General features: G+C 64.4%; 19 protein-coding genes. 8 read left to right on the top strand and 11 right to left on the bottom strand.

Annotation, left to right across the window (positions count from 1 at the left end):
• Positions 1-8 precede the first annotated feature (8 nt).
• Positions 9-1439, bottom strand: a complete 1431-nt coding sequence (gene cysG, locus RB2654_RS13115; protein WP_008332324.1) for a siroheme synthase CysG — start codon at positions 1437-1439, stop codon at positions 9-11.
• A gap of 119 nt (positions 1440-1558) precedes the next feature.
• Here cysG and RB2654_RS13110 point away from each other — a divergent pair, with 119 nt between their 5' ends.
• Together RB2654_RS13110 and RB2654_RS13105 are read left to right on the top strand one after the other, a co-directional pair.
• Positions 1559-2587 carry a glycosyl transferase family protein gene (locus RB2654_RS13110; RefSeq protein ID WP_008332322.1) on the top strand — a complete coding sequence of 343 codons (1029 nt, stop codon included), beginning with the start codon at positions 1559-1561 and terminating at the stop codon, positions 2585-2587.
• 150 nt (positions 2588-2737) lie between these two features.
• A complete protein-coding gene (locus RB2654_RS13105) occupies positions 2738-4708 on the top strand; it encodes a bifunctional 2',3'-cyclic-nucleotide 2'-phosphodiesterase/3'-nucleotidase (protein WP_008332320.1) in 1971 nt (656 codons plus the stop codon).
• Between the two features lie 50 nt (positions 4709-4758).
• Here the strand turns inward: RB2654_RS13105 and dapE are convergent, their stop codons facing one another.
• Positions 4759-5904: a succinyl-diaminopimelate desuccinylase gene (gene dapE, locus RB2654_RS13100; protein ID WP_008332319.1), complete on the bottom strand. Its 1146-nt coding sequence runs from the start codon at positions 5902-5904 to the stop codon at positions 4759-4761.
• A 366-nt stretch (positions 5905-6270) separates the two neighbouring features.
• On the opposite strand from dapE, the gene RB2654_RS22450 reads away from it, so the two are divergent.
• Together RB2654_RS22450 and RB2654_RS13090 are read left to right on the top strand one after the other, a co-directional pair.
• Complete coding sequence (locus tag RB2654_RS22450) at positions 6271-7368, top strand: Hint domain-containing protein (RefSeq protein WP_008332317.1); 1098 nt, start codon at positions 6271-6273, stop codon at positions 7366-7368.
• A gap of 60 nt (positions 7369-7428) precedes the next feature.
• The gene (locus RB2654_RS13090) at positions 7429-8025 is read left to right on the top strand and encodes a hypothetical protein (RefSeq protein ID WP_008332316.1); all 597 of its coding nucleotides are present in this window, start codon (positions 7429-7431) and stop codon (positions 8023-8025) included.
• Here the strand turns inward: RB2654_RS13090 and RB2654_RS13085 are convergent.
• From RB2654_RS13085 to RB2654_RS13070, 4 genes are read right to left on the bottom strand one after another with little or no spacing between them, the layout of a single operon-like run.
• The gene (locus tag RB2654_RS13085) at positions 8022-8660 is read right to left on the bottom strand and encodes an HAD hydrolase-like protein (protein ID WP_008332315.1); all 639 of its coding nucleotides are present in this window, start codon (positions 8658-8660) and stop codon (positions 8022-8024) included. The genes RB2654_RS13090 and RB2654_RS13085 overlap by 4 nt on opposite strands.
• Positions 8657-9664: a TIGR00341 family protein gene (locus RB2654_RS13080; RefSeq protein ID WP_008332314.1), complete on the bottom strand. Its 1008-nt coding sequence runs from the start codon at positions 9662-9664 to the stop codon at positions 8657-8659. The genes RB2654_RS13085 and RB2654_RS13080 overlap by 4 nt, the downstream gene beginning before the upstream one ends.
• Positions 9661-10005, bottom strand: coding sequence for a DUF8846 family protein (locus tag RB2654_RS13075; protein WP_008332313.1), 345 nt, complete (start codon positions 10003-10005; stop codon positions 9661-9663). The genes RB2654_RS13080 and RB2654_RS13075 overlap by 4 nt, the downstream gene beginning before the upstream one ends.
• A 49-nt stretch (positions 10006-10054) precedes the next feature.
• Complete coding sequence (locus tag RB2654_RS13070; RefSeq protein WP_008332312.1) at positions 10055-11089, bottom strand: sodium:calcium antiporter; 1035 nt, start codon at positions 11087-11089, stop codon at positions 10055-10057.
• A gap of 277 nt (positions 11090-11366) precedes the next feature.
• On the opposite strand from RB2654_RS13070, the gene RB2654_RS13065 reads away from it, so the two are divergent.
• Positions 11367-12065, top strand: coding sequence for a DUF4336 domain-containing protein (locus RB2654_RS13065; RefSeq protein ID WP_040885693.1), 699 nt, complete (start codon positions 11367-11369; stop codon positions 12063-12065).
• On the opposite strand, the gene RB2654_RS13060 is transcribed toward RB2654_RS13065, so the two are convergent.
• The 3 genes from RB2654_RS13060 to dapD form a co-directional block, all read right to left on the bottom strand.
• On the bottom strand, positions 12049-13005 hold the full coding sequence (locus RB2654_RS13060) for a calcium/sodium antiporter (protein WP_008332310.1): 957 nt from the start codon (positions 13003-13005) through the stop codon (positions 12049-12051). The genes RB2654_RS13065 and RB2654_RS13060 overlap by 17 nt on opposite strands.
• Positions 13006-13190: 185 nt before the next feature.
• Entirely contained in the window at positions 13191-13445 is a 255-nt protein-coding gene (locus RB2654_RS13055) for a GlsB/YeaQ/YmgE family stress response membrane protein (RefSeq protein ID WP_008332309.1), read from the bottom strand.
• 109 nt (positions 13446-13554) lie between these two features.
• Positions 13555-14382 (bottom strand): 2,3,4,5-tetrahydropyridine-2,6-dicarboxylate N-succinyltransferase, encoded by an 828-nt coding sequence (gene dapD, locus RB2654_RS13050; protein WP_008332307.1) that lies wholly within the window; start codon positions 14380-14382, stop codon positions 13555-13557.
• A gap of 91 nt (positions 14383-14473) precedes the next feature.
• Here dapD and RB2654_RS13045 point away from each other — a divergent pair, with 91 nt between their 5' ends.
• Complete coding sequence (locus RB2654_RS13045) at positions 14474-15322, top strand: LOG family protein (RefSeq protein WP_008332305.1); 849 nt, start codon at positions 14474-14476, stop codon at positions 15320-15322.
• Positions 15303-16091, top strand: coding sequence for a phosphotransferase family protein (locus RB2654_RS13040; protein ID WP_008332291.1), 789 nt, complete (start codon positions 15303-15305; stop codon positions 16089-16091). The genes RB2654_RS13045 and RB2654_RS13040 overlap by 20 nt, the downstream gene beginning before the upstream one ends.
• 120 nt (positions 16092-16211) lie before the next feature.
• Here RB2654_RS13040 and ubiB read toward each other — a convergent pair whose 3' ends face one another.
• On the bottom strand, positions 16212-17741 hold the full coding sequence (ubiB, locus tag RB2654_RS13035; protein WP_008332290.1) for a 2-polyprenylphenol 6-hydroxylase: 1530 nt from the start codon (positions 17739-17741) through the stop codon (positions 16212-16214).
• On the bottom strand, positions 17741-18490 hold the full coding sequence (gene ubiE / locus RB2654_RS13030; protein ID WP_008332289.1) for a bifunctional demethylmenaquinone methyltransferase/2-methoxy-6-polyprenyl-1,4-benzoquinol methylase UbiE: 750 nt from the start codon (positions 18488-18490) through the stop codon (positions 17741-17743). The genes ubiB and ubiE overlap by 1 nt, the downstream gene beginning before the upstream one ends.
• Before the next feature lie 130 nt (positions 18491-18620).
• On the opposite strand from ubiE, the gene mutM reads away from it, so the two are divergent.
• The gene (gene mutM / locus RB2654_RS13025; protein WP_008332288.1) at positions 18621-19472 is read left to right on the top strand and encodes a bifunctional DNA-formamidopyrimidine glycosylase/DNA-(apurinic or apyrimidinic site) lyase; all 852 of its coding nucleotides are present in this window, start codon (positions 18621-18623) and stop codon (positions 19470-19472) included.
• Positions 19473-19501 lie beyond the last annotated feature (29 nt).

The following is a 19501-nucleotide window of genomic DNA, read 5'->3' as shown; positions in this document are numbered from 1 at the left end:
TGTTTCGGCTAGAGCGTCGATCCGGCCTTCAGCGTCATATCGTATTGGTCCGCAACCGCGCCTTTCACGCCGAGTGCACCATAGAGTGACACGACATGCCCGATGACGATAAGCGCGGGGCCGGGTAGATCGGCCTCGACCACGCGGGCCTCGATATCCGCGAGCGTGCCTGTGATCACGCGCTGATCCAGTCGCGTGCCATTGTCGATGACGGCCACCGGCATTTCGGGATCGACACCTTGGGCAAGGGCCGCGTCCATCACCGTCTTGATCGCGTTGAGCCCCATGTAGACGACGACCGTCTGCCCCTTGCGGGCGTATCGCGTCCAGTCGTGCCCGATCACGCCACCCGCGCCATGGGCCGTGATGAAGACGCAGCTTTGTGCGTGATCGCGATGGGTGAGCGGAATCCCCGCCGCCGCGCCGCAGCCCGCAGCCGCCGTGATCCCCGGCACGACCTCGACCGGGATACCCTCGGCGGCGACATCCTCCAACTCCTCGCCGCCACGCCCGAATATGAACGGATCGCCGCCCTTGAGGCGCAGAACGCGCTCGCCCCGCTTGGCGCGTTCGATCATCTGATCGGTGATTTCACGCTGGGTTAGAGTATGTTCGTTGGGTTTCTTACCCACGTAGATGCGTTCGGCATCACGGCGGAGCAGGTCGACGATCCCGTCCCCCACCAGACGGTCGTAGAAAACCACGTCGGCATGCTGCATCATGCGCAACGCCTTGAAGGTCAGTAGATCGGGGTCGCCCGGACCCGCACCCACCAGCCAGACCTCGCCGCGTTTCAGATCGACATCGGCGCCGCGCTGCAACTCGGCCTCCAGTCGTTCCTGCGCCAGACCTTCCTCGCCCGCGAGAAAGGCGTCGCCCACCGGCCCTTCGATCAGGTTCTCCCAGAACCGGCGACGATTGCGCCCGTTCGGCACGGCTTCGTAGATGCGCCCCCGGAAATCGGCGAGGAATTTGGCGAGCCGGCCGTAGGCGGCCGGCAGCATCGCCTCCATCCGCGCCCGCAGGATACGCGCGATCACGGGGGCCGCGCCGCCTGTCGAGATGGCGATGGTGATCGGGTCGCGCTCGACAACCGAGGGGGTGATGAAATCGCAGTATTGCTTTTCATCCGCCACGTTCACCAGCGCCCCGGCGGCCTTGGCGGCGCGATGAAGCAACGCATCCCGGTCATGCTCCTCCGACGCGCCATAGGCGACGAGGCATCCCTGAAAATCGGCCCCGTCCGGCACGCGTGCGTGATGCGTCAGCCGTTCGTGGCCAAGGAACGCGCGAACCTCGTCCCCCGGATCGGGATCGAACACCTCGACCAGCGCGCCCGCGTTCAGCGCCCGTTCCACCCGTCGTGCGGCGACCGTCGTGCCGCCATCCACGATCACGCGCTTGCCCGCGACTTCGAGAAAGATGGGAAGGTAATCCATGTCCGCGTCCCCTTGGCTCTTTCGTCCATGTCCCGCTTTCCGGGCTGCGTGTCAAATGCGCGAATCCGCATGTTTCAAAGGGCCTACACGCCCGCCGCAACGCAGCGTATGATGCTGGCATGAACATCCAACGCCCCTTCACCGCCGACAACCCGCACCCGTTCGCGCCCTATGTCGCGATCCTCGCGCGCGGCAAGACCAAGCAACGACCCTTCACCTATGAGGAAGCGCGCGATTCGATGGCGATGATCCTGCGGGGCGAGGCGCTGCCGGAGCAGATCGGGGCCTATCTGATGCTCCTCAGGCTCAAGGAAGAGACGCCGGAGGAGATCGCGGGGTTCGTTGCCGGAACGCGGGCGACATTCGAGCGTCCCGAAGAACTCCCGCAGGTCGACCTGGACTGGTCCTGCTACGCGGGCAAACGGATTCAGTTGCCGTGGTTCATCCTGGCGCTCATCGCGCTGGTCCAGTCCGGCGCCCGCGTGGTGCTGCATGGGGCCGAAGGGCACACGCCCGGCCGCGTCTATACGCGTGACGTCTTTGCGCGTTTCGGCCTGCCGATCGCTTGCGATTTTTCCGATGCCGCGGGTCAGATCGAAGCGCAAGGCATGACCTATATGCCGCTCGAGACGCTCTCGCCGGTCCTGCGCGACCTGATCGAGTTGAAACCGGTGCTCGGCCTGCGCTCGCCCGTCAACAGCTTCACCCGGCTTCTCAACCCGTTCGACGCGCCGACCGTGATGCAGGGGATCTTTCATCGCGGCTTCCTCGACATCCATTCCGGTGCCGCGCAGATCCTCGACATCCCAAACATGGCGGTGTTTCGTGGCGATGGGGGTGAGATCGAGATGCGCCCGAACAAGCCCTGCCCGGTCTGGACGACGCATGGCGTTACCGACCCTGTGGTCGAGACATGGCCCGCGACGCTCGACGACGGCCATGCGCCGGCTGACGAAACGATGGATGTCGCCCGGCTTGAACAGGTCTGGGCCGGTCGGGACGCCGATCCCTATGCGCTCGCCGCCGTGCTTTCGACGCTCGCGGTTACGCTCAAGACCATGGGCCGCGCCGCGACTCAGGCCGAGGCGAACGAGCAGGCAAAAGCGATCTGGGACGCCCGCGACCCTTCGCGTTTCGCGCCGAAATGAGACCGGCCTGCGCGTTTCATGGGCGCGCAGGGGCCGTTTCAGGCTTTGACCGCCCGGTAAAAAGCTGAAATCCGCCGAACAAGGAAATCCTGTCTTTGGCCTGTCACGAACCGCGCATAGCGTTTTCGGCAGGACAGTTGGAGGACACGCATGTCACAGGATTTCACCCTTTCCCGCCGCGCATTCATGTCGGGCACCGCTGGTGCCGCGCTGATCGCGCTGCACCCGTTCTCGGCCCGCGCGCAAGGCGCACAGGCCCATCTTCGGATCATGGAGACGACGGACCTTCACGTTCATGTCTATCCCTATGACTACTACTCGGACCGCCCGATCGACACCGTGGGCCTGTCGCGCACCGCGTCGATCATCGAGGAAATCCGGGCCGAAGCGACCAACTCGATGCTCGTCGACAACGGCGACTTCCTTCAGGGCAACCCGATGGGCGACTACATCGCCTATGAGCGGGGGATGAAAGAAGGCGACATGCACCCGGTCATTCAGGCGATGAACACCGTGGGCTTCGACGCCTCGACACTGGGCAACCACGAATTCAACTATGGCCTCGAGTTCCTGACCAAGTCGCTGGCCGGGGCCGACTTCCCGGTCGTTTCCGCCAACGTGGTCAGCGAACGGGCCGAAAACCCGCGCGACGACAAGACGCTGGTGCAACCTTACGTGATCCTCGACCGCGAGGTGACGCTGGGCGACGGGACGACCGCGCCGATCAAGGTGGGACTGATCGGTTTCGTGCCGCCGCAGATCATGACGTGGGACCGCCGCCATCTAGAAGGTAACGTCACGACCCGCGACATCGTCGAAGCCGCGCAGGCCTGGGTGCCGCAGATGAAGGAAGAGGGCGCCGACATCATCATCGCGCTCAGCCATTCAGGCATCGGGTCGGCCCAGCATGAGGACGGGATGGAGAACGCATCGGTCCCGCTCGCCGAAGTCGAGGGGATCGACGCGCTCATGACGGGTCACAGCCACCTCGTCTTCCCGTCGCCTGACTACGCCGATTACGCCGGTCTCGACGCCGAGGCCGGGACGATCCACGGCAAGCCCGCCGTCATGGGCGGGTTCTGGGGGTCGCACCTTGGCGTCATCGACCTGATGCTGGAACGCGACGGCAACGCATGGCGCGTCGTCATGGCCGAGACCGAGGCGCGCCCGATTTCGAAACGCAACGAAGACCGCAGCGTGACCGCGCTGGTCGAAGACGTGCCCGCCGTTCTGGCCAGTGTCGAACAGGCGCACAACGAAACGCTCGAATACGTGCGCCGCGCGGTGGGCGAAACATCGGCCCCGCTTCACAGCTACTTCGCGCTGGTGGCCGACGATCCCAGCGTCCAGATCGTGTCGAACGCGCAGCTTTGGTACATCGAACAGATGATGCGCGGAACGGAGTACGAGGGGCTTCCGATCCTTTCCGCGGCAGCCCCGTTCAAGGCCGGGGGACGTGGCGGACCGGAATACTACACCGACGTGCCCGAGGGGCCGGTGGCGATCAAGAACGTGGCCGACCTGTATCTGTATCCCAACACGGTGCGCGCGGTGAAGATCGACGGAGCGCAGCTCAGGGGATGGCTCGAACGGTCTGCGGGCATGTTCAACCAGATCACGCCGGGTGAAGCGGATCAGGTCCTTCTGAATCCCGATTTTCCTTCCTACAACTTCGACGTGATCGACGGCGTGACCTACCAGATCGACCTGAGCCAGCCGTCGCGGTTCGACCGGATCGGAAACCAGATCAACTCGGATGCGAACCGGATCGTGAACCTGATGTTCGACGGCGCCCCGGTGACCGACGATATGGAATTCGTGGTCGCGACCAACAACTATCGCGCGGGCGGCGGCGGCGATTTCCCGGGGGCCAAGGGCGATACGATCATCTTCGAGGGGCCGGACACCAACCGCGACGTGATCGTGCGCTACATCGTCGAACAAGGCACCATCAACCCCAGCGCCGACGCCAACTGGACCTTTGCGCCGATGGATGGAGCGACGGTTCTGTTCGACACCGGGCCGAAGGCGGCCGACTACGCTGCATCGGTCGAAGGGGTCGAGATCGAGCCGGCGGGCGATGGTCCGGACGGTTTCGCCCGCTTCCGCATCACGCTCTGAGGGCAGTCGGTTGAGGAACGGGCGTGCCGGTCGGCGCGCCCGTTTTCCGTTCAGGCGAAGAAGTCGCGGATGATCCGGCCATAGATCGACTTGAGCTGCCCGATCTGCGCAATCTCCACCCGCTCGTCGACCTGATGCATTGTCTTGCCGACCAGACCGAACTCCACCACCGGGCAGTGATCCTTGACGAACCGCGCGTCCGAGGTGCCGCCCGATGTGGACATGACCGGGCGCAGCCCCGTCTCGGCCTCGACCGCCGCAGCGACGGTATCGGACAGCGGGCCGGGGGGTGTGACGAAACTCTCCCCCGACACTTTGACGACCATGCCGATCTCGATCCCCGTCTCGCCGGCGACCCGGTCCATCTGCGCCTGAAGCCAGTCGGTCAGGTCCGCCGAAGTATGCGCATCGTTGAACCGGATGTTCACCGTGGCTTTCGCCTCGGCCGGGATCACGTTCGTCGCCGGGTTGCCGACGTCGAAGGTCGTGACCGCCAGCGTTGAGGCGTCGAAATGGGCGGTGCCTTCGTCAAGAACATGCGCATCGAGGTCCGACACCAACCGCGCCAGCGCAGGCACGGGATTTTTCGCGCGGTGCGGATAGGCCGCGTGCCCCTGCACGCCGCGCGCCGTGAAAAAGGCGGTCATCGACCCCCGGCGCCCGATCTTCATCATCTCGCCCATCGTGTCGGGGCAGGTCGGCTCGCCGACGACACAGGCATCCATCGCCTCGCCGTTCTGGTCCATCCAGTCGAGCAGCGCCTTGGTTCCGTCGGTCGCGTCGCCTTCTTCGTCACCCGTAATGGCAAGGATCAGCGCGCAATCGTCCGGCAGGTCCCGCGTTGCATCCATCGCGGCGGCGACCCAGGCGGCGACGCCCGATTTCATGTCCGTCGCGCCGCGCCCCCAAAGGTGACCGTCCCGCTCTTCCGCGCCAAAGGGCTGCACCGTCCAGGCGCCGGTATCGCCGACCGGGACCACGTCGGTGTGACCGTTGAAGCCAAGTGTCAGCCGCGCGCCCTTGGGCCCTAAGCGCGCGAACAGGTTCGCGATCCCGCCACGATCCACGCGCGTGCATACGAACCCGGCGCCCTCGAGCAGATCGGCCAGATAGACCAGCGCCCCGCCCTCTTCCGGCGTGACCGAAGGGCACTCGATCAAGCGCCGCGTGATTTCGACAGGATTGGTTTCGGTCATGGCAGCCTCACATTGACCGCCCGGTGATACACGCCGCCCCGCCGCCTCGCAATGTTGCGTCCGGGTGACAGGGGGTTGAACACAAACGCGGTTTTTTGAACCACACGGTTAACAAATTGGAATTTTTGGTTCATAGATGGCGCAATAACAACGAGGCAGTTGTAGCGGTCCACCCAAAAGCGCGCAAAGCGCAGGACCCGCGAGCGGATTTCAGGACCAAGGCATTTCGCCCCCCTGTGTCGTCGGCTGCCGCGTGGGCAGAGGGCAGAGTTTCATGGCAACGGCGAGTGATTTGCCGACTCGAACACATGCGTCCGCGCTTGCGATGGCGACCGCCATCTTCGGCGAAGGCGCGGGGGTCATCCCATGAGTTGGATCGGCCTTACCGACCTGACCAAGGGTCTTTTCAATCCGGCGGGACTGGGTGCGAAACCGCAGCACACGAATGTGCAGGTCGCCGCGCCGAACGAGATTCTTCCGACCGGAACACTGGTCGTCGAAACCCTGTTCCGCCCCGAGACGGACGGATCGCAGGCCGTCCTCCACTATGAACGCAGCAAGGATTGGCACCGGCACCTGTCGGTCGAGCTCAGGAAATCGGGCGAGATGCAGGTGCGCATGGTTCAGGGACAAAGCCGTTTCATCGCGCGACTGAAATTCCCGGTGCCCGAGCATGATGCGGCGATCAGACTCTATTTCAGCTGGAATGCACCGGAACGCTGGGGTCGGCTGGCGGTGAAGCTCGTCGACACGGGCGAGTTTTTCGTCATCAAGGTGGGAAATCCGCTGCCCATGCCGATGCTCGACGCGCTGACGATCATGCGAAACGGCCATTCCACGCGGATCAGCGCCGAGGCGGCGTTCGTCGCGGTGTCGGACAAGGTCGAGCCGGTCGGGCTTTCCGCCGGTATCTGCAAAGGGTCGCGCATCGAAACGCCGTCTGGTTCGGTGCGGATCGAAAACCTCAGGCTGGGCGACCGCGTCCTGACCGCGACCTCCGGTATTCAGCCGGTGCGCTGGATCACCCGGCGCACGGTGCCTGCGCTAGGCCGCTTTCGTCCGATCCGCATCCGTGCCCCGTTTTTCGGCCTGTCCGAAGACATGCTGGTCGCACCCGATCACCGCATCCTCGTCGAAGGGTCCGAGACCGAATATCTTCTGGGCGAACAAGACGCGCTTCTTCCGGCCCAGCGGTTGATGGGTAGCCGCGCGGCAGTGTCGGAAGCCCGGCTCAAGACCGTAACCTATTATCATGTTCTGCTCGACCGGCACGACTGCCTGCTGCACGACTCGCTCTGGTCCGAAAGCCTGTATGTCGGCCAGATTGCCACCGATCCAGTCAGGTTGGATGCCACGGCGCTTGCCGAGATGCCGCGCTCGGCCATTCCGACGCATCGGAGTTTCGCGCGTCACCGCCTGTCGGATCACGAAGCCCGGTCGCTTGCGTCCGTCCTCCACCGCTGACGGTGGACAGGCCATCATGCCGCTGACAGAGTAGCCGAAGGATATTTCAGGGAGTTCGCTATGCGCCATTTCGTCAAGGGACTCGCTTTCGCGGCGATCCTGCCCCTCGCCGCCTGTTTCGACGCCGACATCCGGGCCGACTTCACCAACACCGACGAGGTCAAGCTGGATGCGGTCATGACCATGGGCGCCGAAATCTACCAGATGGCGTCGAGCATGGGCGAAGATCCCTGCGAAGAGGGGATCGGAACCGAGAACGCCGATGGCACCTACACCTGTTCGATGCTCGAACGCCGGTCGCTCGAAGACCTGCTCATGGCGATAGACGACCCGGACAACGACATCGGAATCGGCGACGGGGTGACGATCGAAGAACTCGACAACGGCAACATCTCGATCTCGTTCGACCTGTCCGAGATGACGTCGGACCTGCCGCCCCCGGAAGAGCGGGAGCAGATGGCGGCCATGTTCGGCGACTCGCTTGAAGGGCACGCCATGTCGCTGACCGTGATCGGCAAGGAAATCGTGTCGACCAACGGCACGATCATCCGCGACGGCACCGCAGCCGAACTCGTGATCCCGCTGACCATCATGTTCATGCCGGAACCCGAAAGCCTTCCGTCCAGCTTCGACGTGGAACTCGTTCCCGGCTCCTAGCGCCCTTCGAACACGCGGGCCACAGCCTCCGGCAGATCGGTGAGGTGGTCGCAAACCAGATCGGCCTGCCGGTGTTCCTCCGGCGTGCCGTATCCCCAGGTCACCGCGATGGAGCGCATGCCGACGGCTCTTGCCGCGTCGATGTCGTGGTGCCGGTCGCCAATCATCACGGCATTCCCGGCACGTTCCCCGAGCTGGTCCAGCGCATAGGCCAGCAAGTCGCCCTTGTCGTTGCGCGCCCCGTCCAGCTCCGGTCCGAACTGGGCCGACAAGTGTCTATCCATGCCGAAATGCGCCGTGATTCGTTTCGCATAGACCAGCGGTTTCGCGGTCGCGAGGCACAGTCGATACTCTGCGGCGAGGCGCGCCAACACGCCTTCCACACCCGAATAGGGCACATTCTCGAATAGCCCGACCTCGGCAAACCGTTCCCGATACAAGGCGAGCGCCTTGACAGGGTCCGGCACGCCCAGCCGGGCGAAACTTTCGATCAAAGGCGGCCCGATCACCCAGGTCAGCGTGTCGGGCGGCGGCGCGTCGAGCCCCACGCGTTCCAGCGCATGAATCACCGACGTGACGATCCCCTCCGCCGGGTCCGTCAGCGTTCCGTCGAGGTCGAGGAATACGGTGGTCATCCGCCGAACAAGAGCCACCCGTGCTCGGCCGCATAGACCGCAAGCGCAAGCAAAGCGACGACCGCGGCGGCGATGGCGAGCGAGGTTCTGATCGAGGTCTGATGTTCCTCGGTCTCGAAGTCGCGGGGGCGGATCCCCTTGACCCGGAACACCACAAGCGCGGCGAGGTTGATCGCCGCGATGTTGATGACGACAGTGGCAAGCGCCCGGACCGCAGGCACGTACGACCCGTTGCCAAGCAACAGGCCAAAGGCGGCGAGCGGCGGCAACAAGGCCGCCGCCACCATCACCCCGACTAGGCCCGAGGTCTGGCCACCCGCGACCATCAGCGCCGCCGCCGCGCCCGAGGCGAGCGGCAGCGCGACGGTCATGAGGGTCAGCGAACCGTCATAGGCCATCAACGAAGACTCTCCGTTGAACGGCACGATGAATCCCAAGATGACCCCGGCGACGACCCCGACACCGAGCCCGGCCCCAAGGGCGCGCAGCGCGATCCACATCAGCGGTACGGTGCCCAGCGTCGTCGCGAAGGCGAATGCGAGGATCGGCCCCAGCAGCGGGGCGATCACCATCGCACCGATCACGACGGCGACCTGATCCTGCAACAGCCCGATGGCCGCGACGACCGTCGCCAGACCCGTCATCACGAGGTAATCGACGGTCAGCGCGGTGCCTTGGCGAATGTCGGAATAGATCTCTTCCCGCGCATTTGCGTTCTCGGCCTGGGCGACCCGTTCCTCTTCCTCCTCGTCCTCGGCCTTGGGCAGACGCGCCTCGGTCGGCAACGTGTGAAGGGTCCAGCCCTCCCGCCCGTCCATCGCTTCGGAAATGGCGTCGAGCACGTCCTGCATGTCGACATGATCCAGCGAAGCGATGATGACCTGCCGATCATCCTCGCCCGACGGGAAACAGTACCAATGCTCTTCGGGAAGGTCTTTCAGGCAGCCCGTGATCGTCTCGACATGCTCTTTCGCCGTGACGATCTGGATCAGCCGGTCGCTCATGCCTCGCCGTCCTCGAAAAACGGCGTCATCTGCGCGACGACCACCGAATTCTCGGAAAGCGCACGATCCATCAGCGCACGTTCTCCGTCCGGGATGTCATGGCCTTCGGACAGGCGCTCTTCCAGCGTGCCATAGCCCGTGACGTCAAGCGGGGCGAGGTCGGCTTGCTTCAGGATCGCGACCGTTTCGCGCACGGCCTCGGCCTCGTCCACGCCGGAGGCATAGCAGACGAGCGCGGCTCCGGTTGACCCGTCGGGCAACCCGTCGCCGTCTTTGCGCCCGACATCGACCAGCAGGGTATAGACCTTCTGACGTTTCGGTTTCTTAGGTTTGTCGGTCATGTCCGCCCCCGCATTCTTGCGGCAGAGGTGCGCCGGGGGCCTTGCAAAGTCAAGCACGGGCAAAGACCTCCACCCCGACGGCAAGCGCGTAGACGGCGATCATCAGCGCGCTTTCGATGCCGATCCGCGCCGGCCCCTCGCGCTGCCTCAGGATCAGGCCCGCCAGCAGCACCGCCGTCATGATAAGACCCGTTGCGAACCAGTAGAGATCCTTCATCCCGACCGCGTGGAAAATCGACCCCTCACGATAGGCCACGTCGGAGAAGACGAGGAACAGGGTGTCGAAGGTGTTGCCTCCGATGATGCCGCCGACCGCGAGTTGAAGGGCGCCCCGGCGCACCGCGACAAGCGTCGTCACCAGCTCCGGCAGCGATGTGACCACGGCGGTGACGAGCGAACCGACCAGAGACGAACTCAGCCCGAAACGGGAAATGAACTGCCCCCCGACCTGGCTGATGACCCAGCCGCAACCCGCCATGACAACGACCAGCGCGGCGAAGATGATGGCGGGCTTTCGGGCGGACTTGGCCGCGTCGGCTTCGTCCTCGGGCTCGTCGAACCGGGTCTCGCCGGTTTCGACGGGTTCCCACATCGGTCGGTTGCGGACGGAGGTCGCAAGCCTGACGCCCCAGAGGTATCCGGCGAACAGGATGATCGATACGGGGTGTATTGCGAAGAACGAAAAGTCCGGCCCTGCCATTGCGGCGATGGGCAGGGACAGAAGGATCAGCAGCAGGACGGCCTGAAACATATTCGCAGGTTCGGCCGCCGCATGTTCCAGATTGGCGCGCCGATAGATCAGGTCGGCAATGGCAAGGAACAGGGTCTGTGCCGCGATCCCGCCGACGGCATTCGAGATGGCGAAACTCGCGTCGCCCGAGGACGCTGCCGTCACCGACACCACGACGCCCGACAGCGATGTCGCGCCGCCAAGAACCAGCCCACCGACCATCGCTTCGCCCATGCCTGTTCGGTCGGCGATGGTATCGGCCAACCCGGTCGCTTTGATCGACGCACCAACGACGAGGGCGCCCGCGATGCCGAACACGAGGAACAATACGACAGTCGAGAAATCGTCGAACAAACCGGGCCTTTCATGCGGGATTCGTGCCGGGGACCTAATCCCAACCCACGTGACCGCAGAGGGTTCCTTTTGCCTGCGGGAAGGAAACTCCGCCGCTTGCAGGCATATAACGATGGCGCATGGAAATGGGTCGACCGCGACATCGGTGTTGGCGCCGGTGGTCGTTTCTGCCGACGATGCCGAACCGCGCGCCGCCACGCATTCCGCAGCAAACCAAACGATCTTGATGGCTCACGGCCGCCAATCTAGGCTCCCTTGAGCGCAACAGGAGGCCATGATGCTGGACGAGTTCGCCGATGGAATCTGGCTCGCCAATGGCACCGAGGTCGTTGCCGCAATGGGGTTTCACTACCCCACGCGCATGGTGGTCGTGCGCCTGACCGATGGGGCGCTTTGGGTGTGGTCCCCGGTGGCGCTTTCACAGGATATCCGTGCGGCGGTCGATGCGATCGGACCTGTCGGATACCTCGTCGCACCGAACCACCTGCACCACGTCTTTCTAGCCGACTGGGCCGAAGCCTATCCGCAGGCGGAACTCTGGGCTGCACCGGGGCTTGCCGAAAAACGGGGCGATCTGGCCTTCGCGGGCACCTTGGGGAACGATCCAGCGCCGCCTTGGTCCGATGTGATCGAACAGGTCGTTATCCCCGGCAACCGGATCACGACCGAGGTCGTGTTCTACCACATACCGTCGCGCACGGTCCTGTTCTGCGACCTGCTCCAGCAACTCCCGGTTGGCTGGTTCAAAGGCTGGCGCGCCATCGTGGCCCGACTCGACGGCATGATCGGTCTGGAACCGAGCGTGCCGAAGAAATTCCGCGTGGCGTTCAGCGACAAGGACGCAGCCCGAGCCGCCGTTCGCCGCATTCTGGGGTGGTCTCCCAAGGCTGTCGTCGTGGCGCATGGGGCACCGGTCACGACGGATGGGACAGCCGTTCTCGAACGCGCTTTCGCGTGGCTCAGACCCCGGAAATGAGCACGCCGACATACACCACGTAGGAGGCGACGAACACCGCGCCTTCGCGACGGGACAGGCGCCAGCCGGTTATCGCGAACAGAACCATGGCGAGCGTTGAGGCCAGCATGACCCAGATGTCGAGCCGCAGGATTTCCGGCGGAATGGCCAAGGGCCGCAGCATCGCGGTCAAGCCGAGAATGCCCAAGATGTTGAAGATGTTCGACCCCAGCACGTTGCCAAAGGCCACGTCGCCCTGACCCTTGCGCACCGCGATGATGGCGGTCACGAGTTCCGGCATCGACGTGCCGATGGCCACGATCGTCAGGCCGATCACGGTTTCCGACATGCCCGCCAGTTCAGCCAGACCGACGGCCCCGAACACCAGCGCCCGCGCGGCGAAGATGGTCAGCACGAGACCGCCGACCGCGATGCCCAGTGCGGCACCCAGCGACAGGGAGGCCTGCGGAATGGCCTCGGCCTCGGCGGCGTAGACCGCGCCGGTGGCGGTGTTGCGCCGCCGCTCGATGACCAGTGTCGCGATGAGGTAGACCAGCAGCAGGCCGAACAGCAGCACGCCGGCCCCCCGCCCAAGCGCGCCGGTCAGGGCGACCGCCACAAGGAGAACGCTTGCCGCGATCACCACGCCGCCATCGCGCATCAAGGCATTCCGGTCGATCAGCACGGGCCGTATCAGGGCGGTGAGACCGAGGATCAGCAGGATGTTCCCGGTGTTCGATCCGACGACGTTGCCGATGGCGATTCCGGGCGATCCCGCAAAGGCGGCCTGGATCGATGTGACCAGCTCGGGCGCCGAGGTGCCGAAGCCCACAAGCGTAAGGCCGATCACCATAGGCGACAGGCCCGCCCGTTCGGCGACGGACACGGCCCCCCGCACCAGAAACTCGCCGCCGATGACCAGCCCGACAAGGCCGCCGAGCAGAAACAGAACATCGATCATGGGAAAGAGCACTCCGAGAACGCAAAGACCGCGCTCGACTCAGATGGTCCCCCGCCGAGCCATTTCAATCCACCGCCGCAAAAAACCCGCGGCCTGACCGAGGCCTTGCGACCCCTGCGATACGCGAAGGCCGCGCATCCATCGACGCGCGGCCCAATATGTCTCCGGTCTCGTCGACCTCCGGTTCAAGTCCCGCGACGGAAGGCCCGTGCGATGAAGATCAGCAGGCAGGCACCGATGAAGCCGACGACGAGTTGACCCAGCCAGCCGCCCAGCGTGCTCCCCACCACGAACATCAGGATGGCGTTCAGCACCAGCGCACCGACGATCCCGAGAATGATGTTCATCAGAAGCCCCATGTTGGACTTCATGACTTGTTCCGCCAGCCACCCGGCCACGGCGCCGATGATGATAGCTGCAAACCAACCGACTCCGGTCATGTCAAATCTCCTGTTGTCTGTACCGGGCAGGCCGGTGTTCCCCGAACAAACACGAAAAAGGGCCGGGGTGTTCCCCGGCCCTGATCCAAAACCCAGCGATGAGTGGGTATCAGTCGCGCAGAAGCTCGTTGATCCCGGTCTTGGAGCGCGTCTTTTCGTCCACGCGCTTCACGATCACCGCGCAGTACAGGTTCACGCCGCCGGTCGAGGGCATGGAGCCGGAGACGACGACCGAATAGGGCGGCACTTCGCCGTACATGACTTCGCCGGTCTCGCGGTCCACGATCTTGGTCGACTGGCCGATGTAGACACCCATGCCAAGAACCGAGCCTTCGCGCACGATAACGCCCTCGACCACTTCTGACCGGGCACCGATGAAGCAGTTGTCTTCGATGATCGTCGGACCGGCCTGCATCGGTTCCAGCACGCCGCCGATACCCACGCCGCCCGACAGGTGCACGCCCTTGCCGATCTGGGCGCACGACCCGACCGTGGCCCATGTGTCGACCATCGTGCCCTCGTCGACGTAGGCGCCGAGGTTCACGAAGGACGGCATCAGCACGACGCCCGGCGCGATGTAGGCCGATTTGCGAACGACGCAGTTCGGCACGGCGCGGAAGCCTGCGGCCTTCCACTGGTTGTCGCCCCAGCCCTTGAACTTGGAGTCGACCTTGTCCCACCAGCCGCCGCCTTGCGGGCCGCCCGGCTGGATCTCCATGTCCTTGATGCGAAAGCCCAGAAGAACGGCCTTTTTGGCCCACTGGTTCACATGCCAGTCGCCGTTGTCCCGGCGCTCGGCCACGCGCAGCTCGCCCGAGTCGAGCGCGTTCAGCGTATCCTCGATGGCTTCGCGGGTTTCGCCCCCGGTCGTCGGCGTGATCGTATCGCGCGCCTCCCAGGCGGCTTCGATGGCGGTCTCCAGTGCGGCGTTGGACATGGTGTCTCCCCGAAATCCCGTGTTACGTCTTGTGTCGCGACGGCTATAAAGGCGGACGCAGCCCCGCGCAACGCGGCAAGAGAGGACGAGCATGACAGAACAAAGCCGCGCCCACCCGTTTCGGGACAGTTCCGAAGACCGGCGGGCGAGCCATGACATTCCCGACACGCCGCAGACGCGCAGCCCCACCTATGCGCTGGCCTTCGACGATCCGGAGTTTCTGGCACGCGAGGAATTGCGCCCGGTGCGGCTGCAACTGGAGCTTCTGAAACCGGAGCTCGTCATGAACGAGGCGGGGATCAAGTCGACGGTGGTCATGTTCGGCGGCGCACGGATTCCGGCCCCCGCGAACAAGGACAAGGCCCGCACCGACACCCTGCGCGATTTGTCGAAATACTACGATCAGGCCCGCGAATTCGCGCGGCTTCTGACCATCGAGGGGCTGAAGACGCCGGAGCTGGAAAAGGTCGTCGTCACGGGCGGCGGTCCCGGTGTGATGGAGGCTGGCAGCCGGGGCGCGGCGGACGCCGGCGGTGTGTCCATCGGCCTGAACATTGTCCTGCCGCACGAGCAGGCGCCGAACGAATACGTGACGCCCGAGCTGTGCTTCAACTTCCACTACTTCGCCATCCGCAAGATGCATTTCCTGATGCGGGCCGAGGCGATTGCCGTTTTCCCCGGCGGCTTCGGCACGCTGGACGAGTTGTTCGAGAGCCTGACCCTGATCCAGACCGGACGGATGAAACAAATCCCGATCCTGCTTTTCGGGCGCGAATTCTGGGAACGGATCATCGACTGGAAGGCTTTGGAAGATGCGGGCACGATCTCGCCCGACGATCTCAAGCTGTTCAGGTTCGTGGACACCGCAGAGGAGGCGATCGAGGCGATGGAGAACTGGGACGAAAAGGGCCAGAAGCGCCGTGTCATTCCCGGACGCTGACCTCATCTATTTCTGGGAACAGCAGGGGGCGGTCGAACCGCTCGTCCGCTGGAAGCCCCTGACGGGCGGCAACACAAACGCGCTCTGGCAAGTGGGCGACCGGGTGGTGAAGCTTTATCGGCCCGAAGCCGATACGCCGCTGTTCACGAACGACCCCAATGCGGAGCGGCAGGTTCTGAGGGCGCTGAAAGGCACGAACCTCGCCCCCGAACTGATCGCGGCCGAGGGCGACAGCCTTGTCTATCGCCTCGCCCCCGGTCGGGGCTGGCAGCCGGAAGATGGCGTGGCCTGCGTGGCCGAACGGCTGTCCCGCCTGCACGCGATCGAAGCGCCCGAGGGTCTGCCGCACAAGCCGATGGGCAAGGATGCCTTGGTTCAGCAGACCATGGCGCTGGGCGAAAACGTCCCCGTCGTGCCGGACGATCTGCCCAAGGCGCGCGAGGCGTTCATCCACGGCGACGCGACGGCGGCCAATGCGTTGGTGTCGGAAGGCCGGGTGACCTTCATCGACTGGCAATGCCCCGGCGTGGGGGATGCCTGCGACGACATCGCGGTGTTCCTGTCGCCGGCGATGCAGGTCATTTCCGGCAATCGTCCGTTGACCGAGGACGAGGTGGAAGGATTTCTGGCGGCCTATGGCGAGGGCGACGTGACCGAGCGATACCGCGCCCTGGCGCCGCTCTATCAGGCCCGGATGCGCGGCTACTGCCGCTGGCGGGCCGCGCGCGGTGACGACGGATACGGCAAGGCGTCGCTGCTTGAAAGATGAGTGCGCTTGCGCGCACGCTTTATGAGCCTGTCCCTGCCTCTGGCAGGCACAGGCGGGGCGAGAGGGCCAGCCCTCTCGCGCTCTCCCGAGGTTTCCGGAAACAGAGAAGGGGCGAGGCGGTCAGAGAAGCGCTTCGATCAGGACGGCGGCAAGCGTGATAGCCGCGCCCAATGCGACATAGCCCATGGCGCGCAGCGGGCGGGCGCGGTCGACCTCTTTCTGCGGTTTTGCCTGATTGATGAGCGCGGCTTCCGCGAGTTCCGGCAGGCGCGGGCCGAAACGGGACAGGACTTTCACAGTCTTGATAAGGTCGTTGATGACGGCCTTGGGCCCGATGGCGCCAGCGATGTAATCCTCGACGATGGGGCGTGCGATTTCCCAGATGTTGATATGGGGGTTCAGCGAACGCGACACGCCTTCGACGATCACCATCGTGCGTTGCAGATGGATAAGTTCCGTGCGCGTCTGCATCCCGAATTTCTCGGTCACTTCGAAGAGGTAGGCGAGAAGCCGACCCATCGAAATGTGGCTCGCATCCATTCCGAAGATCGGTTCGCCGACGGCGCGCAGGGCCCGCGCGAATTCCTCGACATCCTTGTCGGCGGGCACATATCCGGCCTCGAAATGCACCTCGGCCACGCGTTTGTAGTCGCGCTGGATGAAGCCATAGAGAATCTCGGCATAGACCCGGCGGGTGTATTCGTCGATGCGCCCCATGATGCCGAAGTCGATGGCGATGAGGTCGCCGTTCGCGGCGATCTTGAGGTTGCCCTGATGCATGTCGCCGTGAAACAGCCCGTCGCGCAGGGCATGGGCGAGGAACAGGTGCAAGACGCGGTTCCCGATCGCTTCGAGGTCGAGGTTCGATCTGCGGAGTTTTTCCAGATCGTTCGCGGGAATGCCCTCGGCCCAGTCCATCGTCATCACGCGGCGGGAACTGAGGCCCCAGTTGATAAGCGGGACGACGAAGCCCGCGTCTTTTTCGGTGTTCTCGGCGAACTCGGACGCCGAAGAGGCCTCCTGCCGCAGATCCAGCTCACCCAGCACCACATTTTCGAAATGGTTGACCACGTCCTGCGGGCGCAGGCGGCGGGTCTGAGGTAGAAGCACCTCGATCACGCGCGCTGCGAAATGGAAGGCGTCGAGGTCGTTTCGGAAGGCCCGTTCGATGCGGGGGCGAAGCACCTTGACCGCGACCTGTTCGCCGGTCGCGCGGATACGTGCCTTGTGCACCTGCGCGATCGAGGCCGCCGCGACCGGATCGGAGAAGTCCGAAAAGACATCGTCGACTTTGATCTCGAGCTCGCTTTCGATCATCCGGCGCGCGACGTCGGTGGGGAAGGGGTCGAGCTTGTCTTGCAGGTATTGCAGTTGCTCGGCCAGTTCCTCGCCCACGACATCGGGGCGGGTCGAGAGGATCTGCCCGAACTTGATGTAGGCCGGGCCCATCGCCGTCACGGCGCGGGTCACCGGGGGGAGCGACTTGTCGCCGCGCTTTCCGACCCAGGCGAAGGTCCAGCTGACCGCGCGGGTCGTGACCCTGACCAGCGGCGGGGCGTTCATCGCGTGCAGCACCTCGCCCAAGGCGCCGGTGCGTGCGAACGTCGCGCCGATACGGATCAGGCGCCAGATGTTGATCGGGCCTTTCATCAGATCTTCCAGCCGGAATGCAGTGCCGCGATCCCCATCGTCAGGTTGCGGTATTTCACCTGCTCGAACCCGGCGGTGCGGATCATGCCTGCGAAGGTTTCCTGATCCGGGAAACGGCGGATCGATTCGACGAGGTATTGGTAACTGTCGCGGTCGTTCGCGATCACCTGCCCCATACGGGGGATGATGTTGAACGAATAAAGGTCGTAGACCTTCTGCATCATGTCGTTGGGAATCTGGCTGAATTCCAACACCATGATACGCCCGCCGGGTTTCAGCACGCGATAGGCCTCGGCCAGCGCGTCGGCGATGCGTGTCACGTTCCGGATGCCGAAGCTGATGGTGTAGACATCGAAGCTGTTGTCGTCGAACGGGAGCGCCATGGCGTCGCCCACGACCCATTCGAGGCTCGCGGCCATCTGTTCGGCTTCGGCCCGTTTGCGGCCTTCGATCAGCATTCCCTCGGTCATGTCGCAGACCGTGGCATGGGCCCCGGGTGCGCGGTTCAGGAACCGGAACGCCACGTCGCCGGTGCCGCCCGCCACATCGAGCAGTTTCTGACCGGGGCGCGGGGCCAGCCAGTCCATCATCGCGTCTTTCCAGACCCGGTGAATGCCCATGCTCATCACATCGTTCATGACGTCGTATTTCGAGGCGACATTGGTGAAGACGCCGTGCACCATCCCGGCCTTCTGATCCTCGTCCACGGTCTGGTAGCCGAAGTGGGTGGTCTTTTTGTCGTCGGTCATGCGTCTTGCCTCGATCAGGTCAGAGTGCAGATAACCTCCCTGACGGCAAACGACAAACCCGAACTGGTGGGCAGACTGTCGCGCCGGGCGGCGATGCCCTATATACGCACGGCTTACCGAGAGGGATGAGATGCCGGAACTGCCAGAGGTCGAAACGGTTCGCCGGGGATTGGAGCCCGTGATGACGGGGCACAGGATCGCGCGGGCCGAGGTTCGGCGCGAGGGTCTGCGCTGGCCGTTTCCCGAACGGATGGCGGAACGGCTGACGGGTGCGACCGTGCTGGGCCTGCGGCGGCGGTCGAAATACATCCTCGCCGATCTCGATACGAATGAGACCTGCCTCATCCACCTTGGCATGTCGGGGCGCATCCTGATTTCCGGCACGACGCTGGGCAAGTTCCACCACGAGCACCCCGCGACGGAAAAACACGATCACGTCGTGCTCGACATGGACGGCGGCGCGCGGATCACGCTGAACGATGCGCGGCGGTTCGGGGTGATGGACCTGTTCACGACCGGCACGGGCGATCTTCATCCGCTCATCGCCGCTTTGGGGCCGGAACCGTTGGGAAACGAATTCAACGAAGGCTACCTGATCGCGAAACTCGCCGGGAAGAACACGCCGATCAAGTCGGCGCTGCTGGATCAGCGGATCGTGGCGGGGCTGGGAAATATCTATGTGTGCGAGGCGCTTTATCGTGCGGGCATCCACCCGGCCCGCAAGGCAGGGCGCATTTCGGCTGCCCGTATCGCGTCGCTGGTTCCCATCATCCGCGACGTGCTGGCCGAGGCGATTGCGGCAGGCGGAAGTTCGTTGCGCGATTACCGGCAGGCCGACGGCGAGTTGGGGTATTTTCAACACACTTTCCGGGTCTACGACCAAGAGGGCCAGCCCTGCAAAACACCGGAATGTCAGGCGAAAATCGCGCGGATCGTGCAATCCGGCCGTTCGTCTTTCTACTGCCCCACGTGTCAAAGGTGACTTGAAGCCCCGCCTGAGACTCGCTTAGG

This window comes from Maritimibacter alkaliphilus HTCC2654, from assembly GCF_000152805.1.
In the GTDB taxonomy this organism is placed as follows: Bacteria; Pseudomonadota; Alphaproteobacteria; order Rhodobacterales; family Rhodobacteraceae; genus Maritimibacter; species Maritimibacter alkaliphilus.
Note: the sequence above shows the minus strand (reverse complement) of the source record. Positions and strands in the feature narration are given on the sequence as shown.